The sequence below is a fragment of the Ideonella paludis genome, assembly GCF_018069865.1.
Classification (GTDB): domain Bacteria; phylum Pseudomonadota; class Gammaproteobacteria; order Burkholderiales; family Burkholderiaceae_C; genus Ideonella; species Ideonella paludis.
On sequence record NZ_JAGQDG010000002.1, the window covers coordinates 228,525 to 248,525 of the forward strand.

General features: G+C 60.3%; 20 protein-coding genes. 4 read left to right on the forward strand and 16 right to left on the reverse strand.

Features of this window, described 5'->3' with window-relative positions; translation table 11 throughout:
- Positions 1-3: 3 nt before the first annotated feature.
- Both clpA and clpS read right to left on the reverse strand, forming a co-directional pair.
- Entirely contained in the window at positions 4-2,316 is a 2,313-nt protein-coding gene (gene clpA, locus KAK11_RS05510; RefSeq protein WP_210807061.1) for an ATP-dependent Clp protease ATP-binding subunit ClpA, read from the reverse strand.
- Positions 2,313-2,669 carry an ATP-dependent Clp protease adapter ClpS gene (gene clpS / locus KAK11_RS05515; RefSeq protein ID WP_210807063.1) on the reverse strand — a complete coding sequence of 119 codons (357 nt, stop codon included), beginning with the start codon at positions 2,667-2,669 and terminating at the stop codon, positions 2,313-2,315. The genes clpA and clpS overlap by 4 nt, the downstream gene beginning before the upstream one ends.
- Before the next feature lie 217 nt (positions 2,670-2,886).
- Between clpS and KAK11_RS05520 the strand changes: the two genes are divergently transcribed.
- Positions 2,887-3,147 carry a cold-shock protein gene (locus KAK11_RS05520; protein WP_210807065.1) on the forward strand — a complete coding sequence of 87 codons (261 nt, stop codon included), beginning with the start codon at positions 2,887-2,889 and terminating at the stop codon, positions 3,145-3,147.
- A gap of 181 nt (positions 3,148-3,328) precedes the next feature.
- On the opposite strand, the gene KAK11_RS05525 is transcribed toward KAK11_RS05520, so the two are convergent.
- Both KAK11_RS05525 and hemN read right to left on the reverse strand, forming a co-directional pair.
- Positions 3,329-4,039: a sulfite exporter TauE/SafE family protein gene (locus KAK11_RS05525; protein WP_210807067.1), complete on the reverse strand. Its 711-nt coding sequence runs from the start codon at positions 4,037-4,039 to the stop codon at positions 3,329-3,331.
- A gap of 2 nt (positions 4,040-4,041) precedes the next feature.
- A complete protein-coding gene (gene hemN, locus KAK11_RS05530) occupies positions 4,042-5,463 on the reverse strand; it encodes an oxygen-independent coproporphyrinogen III oxidase (RefSeq protein WP_210807069.1) in 1,422 nt (473 codons plus the stop codon).
- Between the two features lie 159 nt (positions 5,464-5,622).
- On the opposite strand from hemN, the gene fnr reads away from it, so the two are divergent.
- On the forward strand, positions 5,623-6,366 hold the full coding sequence (gene fnr / locus KAK11_RS05535; protein WP_210807071.1) for a fumarate/nitrate reduction transcriptional regulator Fnr: 744 nt from the start codon (positions 5,623-5,625) through the stop codon (positions 6,364-6,366).
- A gap of 50 nt (positions 6,367-6,416) precedes the next feature.
- Here the strand turns inward: fnr and KAK11_RS05540 are convergent, their stop codons facing one another.
- The 8 genes from KAK11_RS05540 to KAK11_RS05575 form a co-directional block, all read right to left on the reverse strand.
- Complete coding sequence (locus KAK11_RS05540; RefSeq protein ID WP_210807073.1) at positions 6,417-6,707, reverse strand: hypothetical protein; 291 nt, start codon at positions 6,705-6,707, stop codon at positions 6,417-6,419.
- Positions 6,708-7,044: 337 nt separating this feature from the next.
- The gene (gene ccoG, locus KAK11_RS05545; protein ID WP_210807075.1) at positions 7,045-8,514 is read right to left on the reverse strand and encodes a cytochrome c oxidase accessory protein CcoG; all 1,470 of its coding nucleotides are present in this window, start codon (positions 8,512-8,514) and stop codon (positions 7,045-7,047) included.
- 15 nt (positions 8,515-8,529) lie between these two features.
- Positions 8,530-9,444, reverse strand: a complete 915-nt coding sequence (ccoP, locus tag KAK11_RS05550) for a cytochrome-c oxidase, cbb3-type subunit III (RefSeq protein ID WP_210807077.1) — start codon at positions 9,442-9,444, stop codon at positions 8,530-8,532.
- A gap of 55 nt (positions 9,445-9,499) precedes the next feature.
- On the reverse strand, positions 9,500-9,676 hold the full coding sequence (locus KAK11_RS05555) for a cbb3-type cytochrome oxidase subunit 3 (protein ID WP_210807079.1): 177 nt from the start codon (positions 9,674-9,676) through the stop codon (positions 9,500-9,502).
- Between the two features lie 14 nt (positions 9,677-9,690).
- A complete protein-coding gene (gene ccoO, locus KAK11_RS05560) occupies positions 9,691-10,308 on the reverse strand; it encodes a cytochrome-c oxidase, cbb3-type subunit II (protein ID WP_210807081.1) in 618 nt (205 codons plus the stop codon).
- Positions 10,309-10,330: 22 nt separating this feature from the next.
- A complete protein-coding gene (gene ccoN / locus KAK11_RS05565; protein ID WP_210807083.1) occupies positions 10,331-11,773 on the reverse strand; it encodes a cytochrome-c oxidase, cbb3-type subunit I in 1,443 nt (480 codons plus the stop codon).
- A gap of 63 nt (positions 11,774-11,836) precedes the next feature.
- Positions 11,837-12,001, reverse strand: a complete 165-nt coding sequence (gene ccoS, locus KAK11_RS05570; RefSeq protein ID WP_210807085.1) for a cbb3-type cytochrome oxidase assembly protein CcoS — start codon at positions 11,999-12,001, stop codon at positions 11,837-11,839.
- Positions 12,001-14,301, reverse strand: coding sequence for a heavy metal translocating P-type ATPase (locus KAK11_RS05575; protein WP_210807087.1), 2,301 nt, complete (start codon positions 14,299-14,301; stop codon positions 12,001-12,003). The genes ccoS and KAK11_RS05575 overlap by 1 nt, the downstream gene beginning before the upstream one ends.
- A 67-nt stretch (positions 14,302-14,368) precedes the next feature.
- Between KAK11_RS05575 and KAK11_RS05580 the strand changes: the two genes are divergently transcribed.
- Complete coding sequence (locus KAK11_RS05580; protein ID WP_210807938.1) at positions 14,369-14,833, forward strand: DUF192 domain-containing protein; 465 nt, start codon at positions 14,369-14,371, stop codon at positions 14,831-14,833.
- A 16-nt stretch (positions 14,834-14,849) separates the two neighbouring features.
- On the opposite strand, the gene KAK11_RS05585 is transcribed toward KAK11_RS05580, so the two are convergent.
- The 4 genes from KAK11_RS05585 to xseA all read right to left on the reverse strand — a co-directional run bounded on the left by KAK11_RS05585 (position 14,850) and on the right by xseA (position 19,117).
- Positions 14,850-16,274, reverse strand: a complete 1,425-nt coding sequence (locus KAK11_RS05585) for a sensor histidine kinase (RefSeq protein ID WP_210807089.1) — start codon at positions 16,272-16,274, stop codon at positions 14,850-14,852.
- Positions 16,271-16,975, reverse strand: a complete 705-nt coding sequence (locus KAK11_RS05590; protein WP_210807091.1) for a response regulator — start codon at positions 16,973-16,975, stop codon at positions 16,271-16,273. Before KAK11_RS05590 ends, KAK11_RS05585 begins: the two co-directional genes overlap by 4 nt.
- Before the next feature lie 122 nt (positions 16,976-17,097).
- Positions 17,098-17,679 (reverse strand): superoxide dismutase, encoded by a 582-nt coding sequence (locus KAK11_RS05595; RefSeq protein ID WP_210807097.1) that lies wholly within the window; start codon positions 17,677-17,679, stop codon positions 17,098-17,100.
- Between the two features lie 118 nt (positions 17,680-17,797).
- Complete coding sequence (xseA, locus tag KAK11_RS05600; RefSeq protein WP_210807940.1) at positions 17,798-19,117, reverse strand: exodeoxyribonuclease VII large subunit; 1,320 nt, start codon at positions 19,115-19,117, stop codon at positions 17,798-17,800.
- A gap of 239 nt (positions 19,118-19,356) precedes the next feature.
- On the opposite strand from xseA, the gene KAK11_RS05605 reads away from it, so the two are divergent.
- Positions 19,357-19,986 (forward strand): MotA/TolQ/ExbB proton channel family protein, encoded by a 630-nt coding sequence (locus KAK11_RS05605; RefSeq protein WP_210807099.1) that lies wholly within the window; start codon positions 19,357-19,359, stop codon positions 19,984-19,986.
- Positions 19,987-20,001: the final 15 nt, after the last annotated feature.

Here is a 20,001-nt window from a genome sequence, read left to right on the forward strand (position 1 = left end):
GCGTCACACGGCAGCAGCTTCGGCCTTGGGCTTGTCGCCGCTCTTGCCCGAGGGCTGAATATCCAGGGTGGTGTTGCCGTCGGCATCGACATCAACGCTCAAGCGACCGCCATCGACCAAGCGGCCAAAGAGCAGTTCATCGGCCAGGGCGCGTCGAATGGTGTCTTGAATCAGCCGCTGCATCGGGCGTGCACCCATCAGAGGGTCAAAGCCACGCTTGCCCAGGTGCTTGCGCAAGGCATCAGAGAAGGTGACCTCCACCTTCTTCTCGGCGAGTTGTTGCTCCAATTGCAGCAAGAACTTGTCGACCACGCGCAAGATCACCTCTTCATCCAGCGCCCGGAAGTTGACGATGGTGTCCAGGCGGTTGCGGAATTCGGGGGTGAACAAACGCTTGATGTCTCCCATCTCATCGCCCTGCTCACGCCGGGTGGTGAAACCGATGGTGGACTTCTGCATGGTCTCCGCGCCCGCATTGGTGGTCATGATGATGATCACATTGCGGAAGTCGGCCTTGCGCCCGTTGTTGTCGGTCAAGGTGCCGTGGTCCATGACCTGCAGCAGCACATTGAAGACATCGGGGTGCGCCTTCTCGATCTCATCCAAGAGCAGCACGCAATGCGGCTTCTTGGTGATGGCCTCGGTCATCAGGCCACCTTGATCAAAACCGACATAGCCCGGAGGCGCACCAATGAGGCGGCTGACCGCGTGGCGCTCCATGTACTCGGACATGTCAAAGCGGATCAGCTCGATGCCCAAGATGTAAGCAAGCTGCTTGGCCACTTCGGTTTTGCCAACGCCTGTGGGGCCGCTGAACAGGAAGGCGCCAATGGGCTTGTCGGCCTTGCCCAGGCCCGACCGAGCCATCTTGATGGCAGCAGCCAGGGCATCGACCGCCGGGTCTTGCCCGAACACCACGCTCTTGAGATCACGCTCCAAGCTCTTGAGCTTGCCGCGGTCATCCGCCGAGACACTGGCCGGCGGAATGCGGGCAATCTTGGCCACAATCTCCTCGACCTCGGCCTTGGTGATGGTCTTCTTTTGTTTGCTTTTGGGCAGGATGCGCTGTGCCGCGCCGGCCTCGTCAATGACGTCAATGGCCTTGTCAGGCAAGTGACGATCATTGATGTACTTGGCCGACAACTCCGCCGCCGCCTGCAGCGCGCCCAAGGCGTACTTGACGCTGTGGTGCTCTTCAAAGCGGGACTTCAAGCCCTTGAGGATCTCCACCGTTTGCTCGACTGAAGGCTCAACCACATCCACCTTCTGGAAGCGGCGGGACAAAGCAGCGTCTTTCTCGAAGATGCCGCGATACTCTTGGAAGGTGGTCGCGCCCAAGCACTTCATCGCACCGCTGGACAGCGCTGGCTTCAGGAGGTTGGAGGCATCCAGGGTGCCACCCGACGCCGCACCCGCACCGATCAGGGTGTGGATTTCGTCAATGAAGAGAATCGACTTGGGGCTCTCTTTAAGTTGCTTGAGCACGCCCTTGAGGCGCTGCTCAAAGTCGCCCCGATACTTGGTGCCGGCCAGCAATGCGCCCATGTCCAGTGCGTACACCGTGGCATCGGCCAAAACCTCGGGCACGTCGCCTTCGGTGATGCGCCAGGCCAAGCCTTCAGCAATTGCGGTTTTGCCCACGCCAGCCTCACCCACCAACAGTGGGTTGTTCTTGCGACGACGGCACAGCACTTGGATGACTCGCTCCACCTCATGCTCGCGGCCAATCAGCGGGTCGATCTTGCCGTCTTTGGCCATCTGGTTCAGGTTGGCAGTGAACTGCTCCAAGGGCGAACCCTTGCCTTCTCCACCGTCGTCCTTTTCGGCCTCCGGAGAATTCCCACCTTCAGGGTTGCCTTTGGCGGGCTCAGGCGGGTCGGACTTCTTGATGCCATGCGCAATGAAGTTCACCACATCCAGGCGCGTCACACCCTGTTGATGCAGGTAATAGACGGCGTGGGAGTCTTTCTCCCCAAAGATGGCCACCAAGACATTAGCACCGGTCACTTCCTTCTTGCCGCCACCCGTGCTTTGCACATGCATGATGGCCCGCTGGATGACGCGCTGGAAGCCCAATGTTGGTTGGGTATCGACCTCTTCGGCGCCACCCACGGTGGGCGTGTTCTCGCGGATGAAGGCCACCAAACTCTTGCGCAATTCTTCAATATTGGCAGCACACGCCCTCAGCACCTCTGCGGCGGAGGGGTTGTCCAGCAAGGCAAGCAGCAAGTGCTCCACCGTGATGAACTCATGTCGCTGCTGGCGTGCCTCGACAAACGCCATGTGCAGGCTGACTTCAAGTTCTTGGGCAATCATGCGGCCTCCATAATGCATTGAAGCGGGTGTCCGGATCGTCTTGCAGCCGCGAGCACCAGCTCGACTTTCGTTGCTGCAACATCCTTGGTAAATACTCCACACACGCCTCGACCGTCGTGGTGAATCTTCAACATGATCTGGGTTGCAGCGTCGAGATCGAGCCTAAAGTATTCCTGCAACACCATCACCACGAACTCCATCGGGGTGAAATCATCATTCAGCATGACCACTTGGTACATGCGCGGGGGTTTGGTACGGGCGGCCTTGCGCTCCGCCACGACCGACCCTTGACCATCGTCCGGCCGGGGTGCGGACGGCGGCGTCGGGGGTTGAGAGGGGGGATTTGACGGCATGAAACGAGTATAGCCATTCGGCTAGAAGCAGATGGGCACCATCACATCGTCCCCTTACCAGCCCTGTGCTCTATTGCTGAAAAACACCAGCGCCCTCCCTCTTTTCGGTGCATTACCGAGAAATGGAGCGGCATGAAGCCTTGCGGCGATTGACAGGCATTGGTGGACACCAAGACAATGCACTGCATAAGCCTAAAAGGCACAAGGAGGAAAATTTATGGACGCTGTCGGTATCGTCAAATGGTTCAATGACGCCAAGGGGTTTGGTTTCATCGAGCCAGATGGAGGCGGGAGTGATGTTTTCGCTCATTTTTCCGCCATTCAGATGGAGGGTTTTCGGACCCTCAAGCAAGGCTCCAAAGTTCGCTACGAACTGGTCGATGGTCCCAAGGGCCGCCTGGCACAGAACATTCGGCCAGAGCCCAGCGATGCCACCCAAGAAACCACCGTCGAGACCTCAGCCGCAGAGCCTGGTTGAAGGATGCCCCGGCCGGTAGACAGCGCCGCCGTCGCGCACCAAGCCGTCTAGCGCTGCGGCATCTCCCTTCTCATGGCCGTGCTGGGCGAGGGCTTCAGGCGCTTGGCCAAGCCATCAGGCTGAGGGTGCGGCTTGCGCTTTGTGCTTTTCGGTTGAGCGTCTGCGGCGAGCTTTTGCCGCATCACGATACGCAGAAGGCCCAAATCTGAGCCCACAGGCCATGACCCAGCGCCCAAGCGGAAGAACCCGCCAAAAGTGCTCCAGCGAATCGGGTCAGGCCACGCTGCAGACGCACTCCGAAATCGCCGTGAGGATGACCTGAGGCGAGCTTGCGCCAAAGATGGGGGCCTAAGCCGAGCGCCGGTGAAGACCCCAGGGCAAACGCCGCCATGACGGCCCCGCCGCCCGCTGGCCCGTTGGCCAGCGCAGCGACCAGCAACGCTGACTGCAGCAGCCCGCAAGGCCAGGCAAACCAGACCAAACCAGCCGCACCGGCCTTGAGCGGCCCCACGACCGGCTTCCAACCCGGCGCATGACCCTGCAGGCCTTCTGAGCCCGACCGTCCCGATCGGTCCAGCCAGGTGGGTTGCTCACCCCGCCACAGCAGCCAAAGCCCTAAGCCCAAACCCGCCATGTGCGCCAAGGTCCACAAAGGGCGCAGCGCCGGGCTCCATTGGCTGAGCTGCGCCAGCAGGGCCACACTGCCCGCGGCCACCGCCCCTGCGGCTGCATAGCCAGCCACCCGGCCAAGATGGAAGCCACCCCATACCGAAGGCCGCCCTGCGCCGCAGGCCTGCACCACGGCTGCACTGGCTGGGCCGCACATCACCACACAGTGAAGCGAGCCGGCCAAGCCCATGAACAGGGCGCTGAGGATGAGAGTGACTGTCACCCCTAAATGATGCGCGAAAACTTCTCCCGAACGCGGTCCGCCTGCAAATGCTTGTCAAAAAGCATGGCGATGGCGCGCACGAAGAACCACCCTTGGGCTGTGATTTGCACAGCGCCGGGCTCCATCAGCACCAAGCCCATCTCAATAAAGGGTGTGAGCTGTGCCAACTCTGATTTGAAGTACTCAGGCACTTTGATCAAGTGCGCCAATTCCACAGACTCGTACTCCAAGCGCCCCTGACACATCAAGGCCATGATGACGGCCCGACGCAGCAGATCATCCCGAGTGAGCGCCAGTCCTCGCACAACAGGGAAGCGGCCTTGCCGAACCGCATCGTAATACTCTGGCAGCGTCTTCGCGTTCTGACTGTACGTAGCCCCCATCCTCCCGATGGACGACACGCCCAGCCCAATCAGGTCGCAGTCTGCGTGGGTGCTGTAGCCCTGAAAGTTGCGATGCAGGCGCCCTTGACGCTTGGCGGCGGCCAAGCTGTCTTCAGGCAATGCAAAGTGATCCATGCCGATGTAGACATAGCCTTGTGCCAAGAAGCCCGAGATGGCCCCCTGCAACATCGCAACGCGGTTCTCAGGAGGCGGCAATTGCCCAGCATCAATCCGCCGCTGGGGCTTGAATCGGCTGGGCAAATGGGCATACGCATAAAGCGCAATGCGGTCTGGCCGCAGATCGCCAATCCGTGCAATGGTCTTTGCAAACCCTTCTGGGGTCTGCAGGGGCAAGCCATAGATCAAATCAACATTGATGGACTCAAAACCCAAAGCCCGAGCCTCGACCATCAGCGTCTGGATGCTCTCAAACGACTGCACCCGATGAACCGCTTTTTGGACGTCGGGATCCAGGTCCTGTACCCCGAAGCTGATCCGATTGAAACCCATGCTTCTGAGTGCGGCCAATCGCTCGACATTGGCGGTCCGAGGATCAACCTCAATCGACACTTCGGCGCCGGGCGCTAAGCGGAAAGCTGCCCCCAGCGAGGCCATCACGCGGCGCAATTCCTCGTCACTGAGAAAAGTGGGAGAGCCCCCCCCAAAATGCAATTGCGAAACCAGCGGGTGCTCATCCAGCGCTTGCCGATGGAGTTCAATTTCAGACTCCAGCGCTTCGATGTACTCAGCCCCGCGCTCGTGATGCTTGGTGATCACCTTGTTGCAGGCGCAGTAGTAGCACACCGATTCGCAGAACGGAATGTGCACATAGACCGACAAGGGCTTGCGACCTCCAACGGTGGCCCCCTGGGCGCGCTGCTGCAAGGCCTGCAAGTAATCAGCCTCGCCAAACGCCTCAACGAAGCGATCAGCCGTGGGATAGGAGGTGTAGCGCGGGCCGGGAACATCAAACCGACGCAGCAGGTTGACGGGCAGTTGGGTGTCGGCGTCGGCGCCGCGATCCGTGACGATGGATTCCATTTCGCCATCGTGCCAAAACACTACGCTGAGGGCTTGATCTGCCTCAAGGCTCAATCGCAAGTGGCCCGAAAGAATTCGGCCTTGGCTCAAGACCCAAACTCCCCATCGCAATCAAGGCTGCATTCTGAGGAATGAGCCGTCAGCGCCATAATCCTCAGCATGACCGAAGCATCAACTCCCCTGAAGACGGACGCGTTCAAAGTCGCCTGTTCAAGCTGCAACTTACGGGAGCTCTGCCTCCCCGTTGGACTGGATCGGCCAGATCTGGAACGGCTTGACGCCCTCGTCTCCACCCGTCGGAGCGTGGCGCGCGGCGACACATTGTTTCGAGCCGGCGACGCCTTTGAATCGCTCTATGCTGTTCGAACCGGCTTTTTCAAAACTTGTGTGTCTTCAGAGGACGGACGGGATCAAGTCACGGGGTTCCAGATGGCCGGCGAGCTCTTGGGCCTCGATGGGATCAGCGCCGATCGCCACTCTTGCGATGCTGTTGCCCTCGAAGACTCCCAGGTCTGCGTCATTCAATACAACCAGCTCGAAACACTATCGCGCGAATTCACCGACCTGCAGCATCAGTTCCACAAAATCATGAGCCGGGAGATTGTGCGGGATCATGGCGTGATGCTGTTGCTGGGCAGCATGCGTGCTGAAGAGCGCTTGGCAGCGTTTTTGCTCAATCTCACTCAACGCCTACAGGCACGTGGATTCTCTTCGTCCTCGCTCATTCTTCGCATGACTCGCGAAGAGATCGGCAGTTACTTGGGATTGAAGTTGGAAACCGTCAGCAGAACCTTTTCTAAGTTCCAGGATGAAGGTCTGCTTGAGGTGAAGCAGCGTCAGATTCGGATCTTGAATCAAGAAGGGCTGCAGCAATTGATCAATGGAGCAGGCTCCACCTGTTGAGGCCACGGTGGCGCCTTGAGCCCGTCCGCGGACTCAGGGCCGAATGCGCCTCAACTCGGCCAGCGCGGCGCACTTCGGCGCACAGGCGTGTGGTCGCCTTCAGAGGGCGTGGTGACCAGCATTTGGGTCAGCGCACCTGCGGTGGAGATCACCGCCCAAAACACGAAAAATGCGACTGTGTAGACAGCGCTGGCCGACCATTCCACGGGTGCCCCGCCAAACCACTGCAAGCTGCTGGGGTCCACCACTGAAAACACCAGCATCTCAAGCACACCGGCCATCAAGAACGAAGGCCAAAGAATGCACAAAGCCCGAACAGTGAAAGTCGTGGGGGTGCTCATGACGCTAGGCTTTCAGTAAAGAGGTCAGGCACAGGGCTGCTGACGTCAGGGTTTTGGCGTGGCTGCGTGGTTCCGAGCTTGGACCGCAGGCGCCAATGCACCCGCTGTAGACGGCTTGGACCCCGCGGCCATCTCCGCTGGCGTCAGAACCGGGTCTGCACCACGGATGGCCACCACAGCGGTCGCAATGCTGGCAATGACCACGGCCAAAGGACCGCCAATCACCAACCAAACCATGCGATAACGCCACCATGGTTGCTGACTTTCACTCTCATTGCCCTTGGGCACAACCGGGGTAATCTCTGAGGACATTGTTGGACTCCTAAAGCGCCGCCACTCAGCGCGGCACCATGAACGTAGACTTTTCCTGAATCTTCACCGGCGCTTCGGAGGCGTCGGACGATTGACGCTCCACCTCGAAGTGAATCACGTGGGCGCCAGGCCCCACTTGCTGGCCGGCCTCAAACGGGATCTGCGCCCCGACGGTGACCCATCTCGCTTCGGCAGCCTGAACCTCCACCACCGCATTGGAGGGCACGGTGATGCCGTCAATGCCGGTTACCTTGATCCGATAGCTTTGCGCTTTCTCTGCGGCATTCATGATCTGCAGGCGGTAGACGTTTTCGACTTTGCCGTCCTCGACAATCCGCGCCAGGGTCGAACGATCACGCACCACATCAACGCGGAATGGCGCTCGGGTGAACAAGCTGACCGCGAACAAGGTGCAGATCACCAACAAGATCGCTGTATAGACCAACACACGAGGCCGCAAGATGCGCTGAATCATCTGCTTGCGGTCGAACTTATTCGTCAAGCCGTTTTGCGTGGCATAGCGAACAAGCCCGGGTGCATAGCCCATTTTGTCCATGATGCCGTCGCACACATCGATACAGGCCGCACAACCAATGCACTCGTATTGCAGGCCCTTGCGGATATCAATCCCGGTGGGACAAACCTGCACACAAAGCCCGCAATCAATGCAAGAGCCTAAGCCCAGCGACGCGGGATCAGCCTTTTTCGACCGCGAACCACGCGGCTCGCCCCGAGCCTCGTCGTAGCTGATGATCAAGGTGTCTTTGTCGAACATGACGCTTTGAAAGCGTGCATACGGACACATGTACTTGCAGACCTGCTCTCGCATATAGCCTGCATTGCCATAGGTGGCAAACGAGTAAAAGAGAATCCAGAACCACTCCCAGGGGCCAAATCCCAGGGACATCGCTTGCGCAGCCAAGACCTTGATCGGCGTGAAATAGCCGACAAAGGTGAAGCCTGTCCAAAGCGCAAACAGCACCCAGACCGCCTGCGTTGCGGACTTGCGCCAGAAACGCTCCAAGGTCCAGGGGCCTGCATCGCGCCGCATCCGCTCCGCCCGATCACCTTCGATGCGGTGCTCAAACCACATGAAGATTTCGGTGTAGACCGTTTGGGGACAGGCATAGCCACACCACAGGCGGCCGGCCACTGCCGTGAACAAAAACAGCCCGTAGGCTGAAATCATCAGCAGTGCAGAGAGGTAGATCAGGTCCTGCGGATAGAGGACCAGACCGAAGATATAGAAGCGCCTGGAAACAAGGTCAAAAAGAACGGCTTGGCGTTCATTCCAGGTCAGCCACGGCAGACCGTAGAAAACGACCTGCGTGATCCACACCAAAGCCCAGCGCCAAGTCGAAAACCAACCGCTGACGGCCCGGGTGTAGATCTTTTTCTGCTTTTGATAGAGCGAGACAACCGCCCCCACACTGTCTTCGTCTGGGGCTTGCACCGCCGCATTGTTCGGTGAGGGAGAGGTTGACTGATCGCTCATGCAGACTAATTTAGCTTACTGCGCAGCAGGGGCCGTGCGCTGGGACAAATTCAGAACATAGGCGGTCAAGACCTTCATCTGTTCTGGCGTGAAGCGAGCACCTTGTGCCGGCATCACATTGGTTTTGCCTTCATTGATCATCTTGATGATCGCGGCTTCGCCCCAACCGTGCAGCCACACCTTATCGGTGAGGTTGGGCGCGCCCAATGCAGGGTTGCCCGCACCCGTCGCACCGTGGCAAGCCGCACAGGCCCCAAACTTGGCTTTGCCCAATTGAGCGGCCACCGAGTTATGGGGGCTGTTGGACAAGCTCAACACATAGTTAGCCACGTTCTTGACATCGTCGGCAGACCCGACGGCTGCGCCCATCGGAGGCATCACACCGGTGCGGCCTTCTGCGATCGTCTTGTGGATGTACTCTGCACCCGAGCCACCCAACCAATCGGCGTCTGCCAGATTGGGGAAGGACTTGCTGCCGCGTGCATCGGCACCGTGGCACTGAGCGCAGTTGTTGACGAACAGGCGTTCACCAATGGCCATGGCCTTGGCATCCTTGCCCAGTTGTTCTGGCGTCTTGTTGGCAAACTCAGCGTAAACCGACTCCATGGCCTGACGGGCTTTGGCCTGCTCAGCTTCCAACTGGCCCACAGCGCTCCACTTCAGTGTGCCTGCGTTGGAACCGAGGCCTGGATAGATCGCCAAATACACGCCGGCAAAGACCACCGTGATCACGAACAAACCCATCCACCAGCGTGGCAGCGGGTTGTTCATCTCTTTCAGGTCTTCATCCCAGACATGGCCTGTTGTGTTGTCATTGGCCATCACGGTTCGCTTGCTGGCGATGATCAGCATCGCCAAACAGAAAAGCAGACCGCCGATCACGATACCGGCCACATACAGCGACCAGCCGTTGCTAAAGAAATCACTCATGATTCACTCCTGTGCAAGTGCAGGGCTCTCGAGAGAGACCCCTGCACTTCTTGCATCATTGACTGTTGGACTTGTCGCCAGGGAAGTCATCGTCCGCCGCGAAGGGCAGTTGGGCCGCTTCATCAAAGGCTGACTTGCGATGTCCGCGATACACCCAAACCATCAGGCCAACGAAAAGCGCAAACGACACTACCGTGACGATGCTGCGGGCTGTGTTGACATCGAATTCCATGGCGTCACTCCTGATTACTTGCGAGCGGTGCCCAGCACCTGCAGGTAAGCAATGACGGCATCCATTTCGGTCTTGCCCTTGACATCATCACCAGCCTTCGCGATCTCCTCGTCGGAGTACGGCACGCCAATCGCGCGCAGTGCCTTCAGCTTCGGAGCCATGTCGCCAGGGTTCACGGTGTTCGTCAGCAGCCAGGGGTAAGCCGGCATATTGGACTCCGGCACCACGTCGCGCGGGTTGTTCAGGTGAACGCGGTGCCACTCGTCGCTGTAGCGACCGCCGACGCGATGCAGGTCAGGACCTGTGCGCTTCGAACCCCACTGGAAGGGGTGGTCATAGACGAACTCACCAGCGACCGAGTGCGGGCCGTAACGCAGAGTCTCAGCGCGGAAAGGACGCACCATCTGCGAATGGCAGCCATAGCAGCCCTCGCGAATGTAGATGTCGCGACCCGCCAACTGCAGCGGCGTGTAGGGCTTGAGACCTTCCACGGCTTGCGTGGTAGAGCGCTGGAAGAACAGAGGAACGATTTCGACCAGGCCACCAAAGGCCACCGTGATCAAAATCAGGACGATCATCAAGAAGTTATTGGTTTCAATCTTCTGGTGACCGGTATCTTTGTGTTGAGCCATGGAGCTACTCCTTCTTCTTGACTCAGGCGTGCGCCAGGACAGCCGGCACAGCGACGGGCGCGGCCTTGCCGTTACGGATGGTCTGGATGACGTTCCACAGCATGATGAGCATGCCGGTCAGGTACAACACACCACCCAAGACGCGGATCACATAGAACGGATAGGTCGCCTTGACGCTTTCAACAAAGCTGTAGACCAGCGTTCCATCCGGATTGACCGCACGCCACATCAGACCCTGCATCACACCGGCGATCCACATCGCAGCGATATAGAGCACGATGCCGATGGTGGCCAGCCAGAAGTGCAGTTCGATGGCACGAGTGCTGAACATGGCCTTGCGACCAAACATGCGTGGGATCAGGTGATAGAGCGCACCAATCGACACCATGCCCACCCAACCCAGAGCGCCCGAGTGCACGTGGCCCACGGTCCAGTCGGTGTAGTGCGACAGGGCGTTCACCGTCTTGATGGACATCATCGGGCCTTCGAAGGTCGACATGCCATAGAAGGACAGCGAGACGATCAGGAACTTCAAGATCGGATCGTCACGCAGCTTGTGCCATGCGCCCGACAAGGTCATGATGCCGTTGATCATGCCGCCCCAGCTTGGCGCCAAAAGCACCAGCGAGAAGATCATGCCCACCGATTGCGTCCAGTCCGGCAAGGCGGTGTAGTGCAGGTGGTGAGGACCCGCCCACATGTAGGTGAAGATCAACGCCCAGAAGTGCACGATCGACAGGCGATAGGAGTACACCGGGCGCTCGGCTTGCTTGGGGATGTAGTAATACATGATGCCCAAGAAACCAGCCGTCAGGAAGAAGCCCACGGCATTGTGGCCATACCACCATTGCACCATCGCATCTTGAACACCGGCATAGGCCGAGTAGCTCTTGGTCAGCGAGACGGGGATGGCGGCACTGTTGACGATGTGCAGCAGGGCGACGGTCAGGATGAAGGCGCCGAAGAACCAGTTGGCCACATAAATGTGGCGGATCTTGCGCGTACCCACCGTGCCGAAAAAGACCACGGCGTAGGACACCCAAACGACCGCAATCAGCAAGTCAATGGGCCATTCCAACTCCGCGTATTCTTTGCCGGAGGTCATGCCCAAAGGCAGGGTAATGACCGCCAACAGAATGACCAGATTCCACCCGAGGAAGGTGAACATGGCCAAGCCCGGTGCGAACAAGCGCGTCTGGCATGTGCGCTGAACGACGTGATAGCTGGTGGCGAACAACACGCAGCCACCGAACGCAAAAATCACTGCATTGGTGTGCAGTGGGCGCAGACGGCCGTAGGTGAGGTAGGGAATGCCAAAGTTAAGCTCTGGCCAAGCCAGTTGTGCTGCAATGATGACACCCACCAGCATCCCGACGATGCCGTAGACCACCGCAGCGACTGAAAACAGCCGGACCACGGTGTCGTAATAGACCGGTTGTTGAACCGGTGTTGAACTGCTTGCCATTAAAGGCCTCCTTCTCCAAGAGATTTCCTAACGCTAACCAGATTGTTTTGGAATTGACTGACGTCACGCTTGATCGGCGTCAACCGAAGGCGGCTCCTGTTGCAGGATTCGCTCACCTTCTCGCTCCAAATCGTCAAACTGCCCCTTATTCAGCGCCCAGCCGAACACGCCGATGATCGCGAGGATCAATACGGCAGATAAAGGGATGAGTAAAAACAGAATGTCCATCAGGCCGCCTTGCTCAATGGGGTATAGGACAGCCTCAGCGCATTTCCTATCACGGCCAGAGAGCTCAAAGCCATGCCCAATCCTGCGGCCCACGGGGGGAGGTAGCCCATCAGCGCCAAGGGGATGCAGACCATGTTGTAGGTGGCCGCCCAGATCAGGTTTTGCCGAACGATGCGCACAGCCTTGTGCGAGAGACGATACGCCCACACAACATCAGACAAGCGGTTTGAAACCACCACCGCATCGGCATGGACACGCGAGACCAAAGCCCCCTGCCCCATCGCCAACGACACATCGGCCAGCGCCAGCACAGGCGCATCGTTGACGCCATCGCCCAGCATGCCGACCCGCTCGCCTTTGGCCTGCGCAGAGGCCACCGCCGCCACTTTGTCCTCGGGCCTTGCGGCCGCCACCACATCGGCGATGCCCAATTGCTGCGAGAGCCTGTGGGCGCGCTCAGGGCGATCGCCGCTCAACAGGGTCAAGGCGATACCTGCATGCTGCAAGGCAGCCACCGCGGCTGCAGCGTCGGGCCGCATTTGCTCGTCATAGGTGATGCAGGCCAGGGCCTGCCAAGTGCCCTGCAGCTCTCGCCCCAACCATACTTCCAACCCATCGTGCGCTTGGGCCCAACCGGGCCGCGCCGCACCTGGGGCCACCCAGGAGAAGGAACCTAGGCGCCAAGCATGATCGTGCTCATCGGATGCTTGCAGGCCTTGGCCCGCAACTTCTGCCACATCACGCCAAACCACGGCAGCAGCCTGTCCAGACCAGGCCGAGTCTTCCGCCAAAGCTTTCGACAACGGATGAGACGACCATTTGGCCAAGGCACTGGCCAGAGGCCCGAGGTGCTCGATAGAGCCATCAGCCGCCACAAACACAGCGCCACGGCTCGGCTTGTCCTCTGTCAACGTACCCGTCTTGTCGAGGAACAATCGGTCGAGCCTGGACATTGCCTCGAGCGCATCAAGCCTTTGGACCATCACGCCACGGCGCGCCAAATGGCCGGCGGCTGCGACGATGGCCGCCGGTGCCGCCAGAGACAAGGCGCAAGGGCATGTGACGATCAACACCGCGACCGCTACCCAAACGGCACGCGAAGGGTCAATCACCGACCACACCGCCGCCGCCCCAGCGGCCAAAACCAACACCACCCAAAGGAACGGCCCGGCCCATGCGTCTGCCCAGCGTGCCATGGCAGGGCGCTGCGTCAGCGCGTCGCGCATCATGGCCACAATGGCCTCGAAGCGAGTCTCTGCACCGACACGTTCAACACGCATGATCACCGGGCTGGCAAGGTTGACGCTGCCCCCGACCAAGTCATCCCCCACCCGCTTGGGCAGCGGCCTGGACTCACCCGTGAGCACAGACTCATCCGCCTCGGTCGCCCCCACTTCAAGATGGCCGTCCGCTGGGAAGGCAGCGCCCATCGCGACACGGACGCGATCACCCGGCCGCAAGCGATGAAGGCTGACCTGCTCTTCCGAGCCATCCTCCAGCAGCCGGCAAGCCGACTCCGGCATGGCCGCCAATGCAGCTTCCAAGGACTCAGCTGCGCGATGGCGTGCCATCAGCTCCACAAAGCGACCACCCAGCAGAAAGCTCACAAACATGGTGAGCGAATCAAAATAAACCTCGTGGCCAAACACGCCGCCGGGTGAAAACGTGGCGCCACTGCTGGCCACAAAGGTCACCACAATGCCGAGGCTGACGGGCACGTCCATGCCGATCTTGCGATTCTTGAGGCTGTGCCAGGCGCCGCGCAAAAAAGGGCCGGCGGAGAAGAGCATGACTGGCAAGGACACCAGCCAACTCCCCCAGTTAAGCAGCTGCCGCATGTCATCCGCCAGCTCAGCGCCTTCGGCCACATAGCTGGGCGTCGCGAACATCATGACCTGCATGGCGCAAAAACTGGCCACGAACAGGCGCCACAGTGCCTTTCGGCGCTCATTGCGACGCAACTCGCGCGCAGAGGCTGCGGTATCCGGCACCGCGTCGTAGCCGGCACCTCGAACCGCTAAGACCAACGCCGACGGCGCGGTCCGGGCCGGGTCCCAGCGGACCTGTGCCGAATGGGCTGAGGCACTGACCCGCGCTTCCAGCACACCATCTACCTGGTGCAATGCGGCTTCGATCTGTCCCGCGCAGGCGGCACAGACCATGCCAGACAATGCGAATGCAGAATCCGCCACACGCGAGCCATCGGCACGCTCAACCCAACGGGTAAAGCGCTGCTGCTCGACGGGGTCGTCAAGCACATCCAGAGCATGGGGGTGGGAGGCGGCTACAGTGGCGGTCATGCGAGTGTGTCGCCCGTCAAGTGCGGCGAAACGTTCGGCAATCTATCCGCATCTTCGGGTTTACGACATGACATTGATCAAGAAACAACTGTTTCGCACCATTTTGGTGCCGGCAACATTGGTCTTCACGGCGCTTTTCGCTCAGGCTCAAGGCCAAGCGCAGCGCTTAGAGGCCAAAGTGAACCTCCAGGCGGGCATGCATAACATCGTTGCGGAGGTGGCAAAGACGCCGCGTGAGCGCGAGATCGGTCTGATGTTCCGCAAGCAGATGGCCACCCACGAGGGCATGGTTTTTGTATTCGACGAGCCCGCCACGCAGTGCTTCTGGATGCGAAACACCTACTTACCGTTATCGACTGCTTTTGTGGCGGATGACGGCACGATCGTCAACATCGAAGACATGCAGCCGCAAACCGAAACCTCGCACTGCTCCACCAAGCCCGTTCGCTTTGTGCTGGAAATGAACCAAGGTTGGTTCGCCAAGCGTGGCATCAAGGCCGGGTTTAAGCTCAAAGGCCCGCTGTTCCGCTGAACGGGCTGATAGCGAGTCAAGCCGCCAGCTCAATCACAAAGCGCATCCCGTCGACCTCGGGGCGGCTGCTGGCATGCAGTTGCCCCCCCAGCCTCAGGACGATCTCACGGGCAATGGCCAAGCCCAAGCCCGTGCCACTGTCGTTGCGCAAGTCAGCCCGCTCGCCGCGCCAGAACGGCTCAAACAGCCTCGGAAGCTGGTCTGCCGTTACACCTGGCCCGTCATCCTCCACCGTGATGGTGCCTCCCCCACCGGGGCTGGCCGCGATGCGAACGGCAATGTGTTCGCCGCCGTAGCGCAAAGCGTTATCCAGCAAGTTGACGACCACCTCGCCCAGCCAAAGTGCGTGGGCCCTGGCAAAAACCGGTTGATCGGGTGCCTCAAGCACAATGCTGCGCCCTTCCCTCAAACTCCTCAGGACCATGGGCTCAGCGGACTCGCGGACCAAGGGCACCAGGTCGAGGGTTTCCTGTTCCGCATCGACAGACAGCGCCGTCTCTGAGCGCGCCAGGCTCAGCAATTGGCCAATCAGACGCGACAAATGGTCTGTGGAATGCCCCAGTTGCACCAGCAACGCTTGCCACTCTGGTGCCGCTTGCCCGGCCGGCGGCAAGGCAACGGCCAACTCTTGGCTCAGTGCCTGTGACAACACGCGAATGCCCGCCACCGGCGTGCGCAATTGATGCGCTGCATCGGCCACAAAGCGGCGCTGCAACAAACTCGACTGCTCCATGTCCACCAGCAAGGTGTTGATGCGCTCAATCAGGGGCACCGCCTCTTTGGGAACCTGCGTCAATGACAAAGGCCGCCAATCTTGAGCGTCCCGTCGTGACACTTCTTGCGCCACATCCTTCAGGGCCTGCAGTCCTCGGCGGATACCCCAGTTGATCAGCAGCAGACTGACCAAGCCCAATCCCAGCGCCGGCAGCACGATGGAGAGTTGGATGTCCCGCATCAACTCGGTACGGCGCCTTGTCGTCTCCACCACCACGACCGCCACGGCGCGGTCCAGCATGGGAGAGGTCACCGAAAACACCACCCCGCGCACCGGCTCACCGTCAAAGCTCGCATCGAAGAGCAAGGGCTGCGCGAAACTGCTGCGGCGAACGCTGGCCGGTGGGATCGGCACGGTGGCGTCCCCGGCTAGAGCGTTGCCATCTGCATCGACCATCACGAACCCGTTGCGATCCTCGCCGTCCCAGGTCAGCAGCTCCATGGTCTGCCGGCTCAAGTCCAGCAAAGGCCCCCGATCCGACCACGTGACCTTGGCGGCCAATGCTGTGGCCTCGTCTTGCAATCCTCGGTCAAAGGCAGAGTTTGCGCTGTTGCGAGCCAGCCAATAAGCCCCCAAGACAGCCGCCGCCAAGCCCAGCACCCAGACCCACAGCAGTGGCCACAGCAGTTGACTGCGGACACTGGCGCCGTGCACTGGGGCCCTCACGATGCCTCAGGCTGCCCGTCGCCGGTAGGTGCCGTATCAGCCGTCTCCATGACGTAGCCAAAACCGCGTACGGTGCGAATGACCACGCCCAAGTCGGCAAATCGCTTTCGAAGGCGATGGACGTAGACCTCCACAGAGTTCTCGCTGAAGTCTGCCTCCCAGCTCGATAACTTGGTGACGATGGACTCCTTGGAGACGACGCGGCCGCCTTTTTGCATCAGCATCTCGGTCAAAGCCAGCTCCCGTGGGCTCAAGGCCACGCGCTCGCCGTGGTGGAGGAGTTCCCGGTGTGCGACATCCAGGCGCAACTCACCCAATACCAGGCATTCCTCGATGCGACCTTCGCTGCGTCGCTTCAGCGCCCGGATGCGGGCCAGCAATTCCGGCAAATCAAATGGCTTGACCAGATAGTCATCGGCGCCCGCATCCAGGCCTTGGACCCGATCGCGCAATTCATCTCGTGCCGTCAGCAGCAGGACCGGCATGCGCGCACCCTTGGAGCGCCAATGGCGCAGCACTTCCATGCCGTCCCGGCGCGGTAAGCCTAAATCAAGAATGCACAGATCGTAGTGGCCCAGGAGCCCCGCGGACATGGCTTGCTCGCCATCACTCAGCCCGTCAACCTGCCAGCCTTCCTGGCTCAGGCCTCGCGTCACACCCATGCTCAGCGCAGGATCGTCTTCAACCAGCAGGATGCGCATAAATCAACCTTGTCCCACGAACGTCTCAACTCCAGACCCGAGGTTACCAAAGCATAAAGGCCACCTGAGGTCAGGTTGACCCCAGGTGGCCTCCAGCCACACGGCGTTCAATCGCCGGAGATTCAGGCGAAATTAGCCTCGGCAAACGACCAGTTCACCAAGTTCGCAAAGAAGGTCTCCACAAAACGTGGGCGCAGATTGCGGTGATCGATGTAGTAAGCGTGCTCCCACACATCAATCGTCAACAAGGCCTTGTCGCCGGTGGTCAAGGGCGTGCCGGCAGCGCCCATGTTCACGATGTCCACGCTGCCGTCGGCCTTCTTGACCAGCCATGTCCAGGCGGAGCCAAAGTTGCCCACAGCACTCTTGGTGAAGGCTTCCTTGAAGGCGGCGTAAGAACCCCACTTGGCATTGATGGCCGCGGCCAAAGCACCGGTGGGCTCACCGCCGCCACCAGCCTTCAAGCAGTTCCAGAAGAAGGTGTGATTCCAGATCTGAGCGGCATTGTTGTAGACGCCACCCGATGACTTGCGAACGATGTCCTCCAGCGAGGCGTTCTCAAACTCTGTCCCTGGAATCAGGTTGTTCAAATTGGTCACATAAGCGTTGTGATGCTTGCCATGGTGGTATTCCAAGGTCTCGCGGCTCATGTGGGGTGCCAAGTCATCCAGGCCAAAGGGCAGCGGGGGCAAGGTGTGCGTCATTCAGTGTCCTCTCGTGGGTCAAAGTGCAGGTGCGGTCACCTGCAGCGGTGGTGTCTGGGCGCATTGTAGGCATGGCTTGGACGCCCCGCTGAGCTGAGGGGCAAGCCGAGACGCCGTGTCAAGGTCGATCACGGTGGACCGCATCCACGGTCATGCTCGCGCGTCCATCTGCCCAAACGGCTGTCAATGAGTCCCCTGCCCTTAACCCTGCCGCCGAGGTCAGTGCTTTGCCATCTTGGCCTTCCACCCAGGCATAGCCACGCGCCAACACGCGCTGGGGATTGAGGGCGTCAAGCCGGGAGCGCAATATCTGCAGGCCATTGGCCTCGCGCTCCAAGACCAGCGCGCTGGCGGGGGTGAGGCTCTCTCGCCGCTGCTGCAGGGTCGCACGGGCTTGCCGCAGTTGATGCATCGCACCCTGGGCCAGGCGTGCTTGCAGGGCTGCCAAGCCCGCCTGCTGTAGCCTCAAGCGCTGTCCCGGTTGTTGCAAGCGCAAAGCGCGCAGGTCAATGTCTTGAGCACAACGGTCCAGCCGCCGGTGCACCGCCGCCTGCAGCCGAGCAGCGCACTGCTGCAGTGATTGCCATTGCGCATCCCGAGCTGGCGCTACCAACTCCGCCGCGGCGGTGGGCGTCGGCGCACGCAGGTCCGCCGCCAGGTCGGCCAGAGTCAGGTCGGTCTCATGCCCCACGCCACACAGCAAAGGCAAGGCGGACGCAGCCACAGCCCTGACCACCCGCTCGTCGTTAAAGGCCCAAAGATCTTCCAGCGAGCCACCGCCTCGGCAAAGCAACAACACCTCAACCTCGGCGCGTTGATTGGCCAAGTGCAGGGCTTGGCACAGCGCAGCCGGTGCTTCAACACCTTGGACCAGGCTGGGGTAGAGAACAAGCCGCACATGCGGCGCTCGCCGAGCTAAGGTGGTCAACACATCATGCAAGGCCGCGCCGCTGGCCGAGGTGATCAAACCCACGGCGTGAGGAAAGCGCGGCAGCGGCCGCTTTCGGCCTGGGTCGAACAAGCCCTGTGCCTCCAGGCGCGCTTTGAGCCTGAGGAATTCTTCATAGAGTGAGCCTGCACCCAAGCGCCGCATGTGCTCGGCGACCATTTGCAGCTCACCGCGGGCCTCGTACACCGAGAGTCGACCCCGGATTTCGACCTGCTGCCCGTCTTGCGGCGCGAAATCCAGCAACGCCGCAGAGCGCCGGAACATGGCGCACCGCAGGCCAGCCCCGGCTCCTGAACTGTCCTTGAGGGTGAAGTAACAGTGCCCGCTGGCGGCGCGGGTGAAACCGCTGAGTTCGCCGCGGACCGTCACGCTGCCAAAGCGGGCCGAGAGTGCATCAGAAACCGCCAAGAGCAGCGCTGAAACACTCCAAGCCAAAGCACCTGGCGCGGAGCGCCCATTCTGTGCGAGCTCATCACGGCTGTTGGCCATCATGCTTACATTCCTCGAAAACCCAGTTATTCCATCTGCACAAAAAACAGGCAACCTAGAGCAAGGCCTGTATTGGCGAGGGCTTGGCGGTTTGTTCCAGCCCTTGCCCACAAAGTTTTCCACAAGCACTGTGGATCTATCGTGCATCAAAGCGAAACGGGCCGCCCTGACCCGGTTCTACAGGGTTGTTCAGTCCATAATCGTGGGTCGTTTTCGTCGGGCTGCGCCCAGAGGACCCCTTGCTGTCGATCATACAAGCCGCTGGCTGGCCCATTTGGCCGCTTATTTTGTGTTCGGTTGCCGCCTTGGCATTGATTCTTGAGCGTGTCGTCTCGCTGCGCCGTGTCCGAGTCGCTCCCAAGGGCTTGGTGGAAGAAGTCATCGGCGTGACCCGGCAAGGCCTGCCCAGCGCCGACATGCTAGACAAGCTGGCCCGCAACTCAATACAGGGTCGGGTTCTGGCCTCTGGTCTGAAAGTAGCGGCTCTCGACTCTCGCACACCAGAGCCCGTCCTGCGCCAAGCCTTCGAGCACGCCGGCAGCGCAGCCGCGCATGAGCTCAACCGCTATTTGAATGCTCTGGCCACGATCGCCTCTGCCGCGCCCTTGCTGGGCTTGCTCGGCACAGTGATCGGCATGATTGAGATCTTCGGCGCCCAAGCGCCAGGCAGCGGCGGCAATCCCGCTCAACTGGCTCACGGCATCTCCATAGCGCTCTACAACACAGCGTTTGGCCTGATGGTGGCCATTCCTGCGCTGATGTGTCACCGCTATTTCAAGGGTCAAGTCAATGGCTACCTGCACGAGATGGAGCAAGGTGCGGAAAGACTGTTGCACCACTTGGTGCGCTCCCCTCTGCGCCACCTTTGAGATGGGCCAAGCCAG

What these genes read in the sequence shown, in the direction of transcription:
- clpA (WP_210807061.1), bottom strand. Translation starts at nt 2,316, where the DNA reads ATGATTGCCCAAGAACTTGAAGTCAGCCTGCACATGGCGTTTGTCGAG.
- clpS (WP_210807063.1), bottom strand. Translation starts at nt 2,669, where the DNA reads ATGCCGTCAAATCCCCCCTCTCAACCCCCGACGCCGCCGTCCGCACCC.
- KAK11_RS05520 (WP_210807065.1), top strand. Translation starts at nt 2,887, where the DNA reads ATGGACGCTGTCGGTATCGTCAAATGGTTCAATGACGCCAAGGGGTTT.
- hemN (WP_210807069.1), bottom strand. Translation starts at nt 5,463, where the DNA reads ATGGAATCCATCGTCACGGATCGCGGCGCCGACGCCGACACCCAACTG.
- fnr (WP_210807071.1), top strand. Translation starts at nt 5,623, where the DNA reads ATGACCGAAGCATCAACTCCCCTGAAGACGGACGCGTTCAAAGTCGCC.
- KAK11_RS05540 (WP_210807073.1), bottom strand. Translation starts at nt 6,707, where the DNA reads ATGAGCACCCCCACGACTTTCACTGTTCGGGCTTTGTGCATTCTTTGG.
- ccoG (WP_210807075.1), bottom strand. Translation starts at nt 8,514, where the DNA reads ATGAGCGATCAGTCAACCTCTCCCTCACCGAACAATGCGGCGGTGCAA.
- ccoP (WP_210807077.1), bottom strand. Translation starts at nt 9,444, where the DNA reads ATGAGTGATTTCTTTAGCAACGGCTGGTCGCTGTATGTGGCCGGTATC.
- KAK11_RS05555 (WP_210807079.1), bottom strand. Translation starts at nt 9,676, where the DNA reads ATGGAATTCGATGTCAACACAGCCCGCAGCATCGTCACGGTAGTGTCG.
- ccoO (WP_210807081.1), bottom strand. Translation starts at nt 10,308, where the DNA reads ATGGCTCAACACAAAGATACCGGTCACCAGAAGATTGAAACCAATAAC.
- ccoN (WP_210807083.1), bottom strand. Translation starts at nt 11,773, where the DNA reads ATGGCAAGCAGTTCAACACCGGTTCAACAACCGGTCTATTACGACACC.
- ccoS (WP_210807085.1), bottom strand. Translation starts at nt 12,001, where the DNA reads ATGGACATTCTGTTTTTACTCATCCCTTTATCTGCCGTATTGATCCTC.
- KAK11_RS05575 (WP_210807087.1), bottom strand. Translation starts at nt 14,301, where the DNA reads ATGACCGCCACTGTAGCCGCCTCCCACCCCCATGCTCTGGATGTGCTT.
- KAK11_RS05580 (WP_210807938.1), top strand. Translation starts at nt 14,369, where the DNA reads ATGACATTGATCAAGAAACAACTGTTTCGCACCATTTTGGTGCCGGCA.
- KAK11_RS05590 (WP_210807091.1), bottom strand. Translation starts at nt 16,975, where the DNA reads ATGCGCATCCTGCTGGTTGAAGACGATCCTGCGCTGAGCATGGGTGTG.
- KAK11_RS05595 (WP_210807097.1), bottom strand. Translation starts at nt 17,679, where the DNA reads ATGACGCACACCTTGCCCCCGCTGCCCTTTGGCCTGGATGACTTGGCA.
- xseA (WP_210807940.1), bottom strand. Translation starts at nt 19,117, where the DNA reads ATGGCCAACAGCCGTGATGAGCTCGCACAGAATGGGCGCTCCGCGCCA.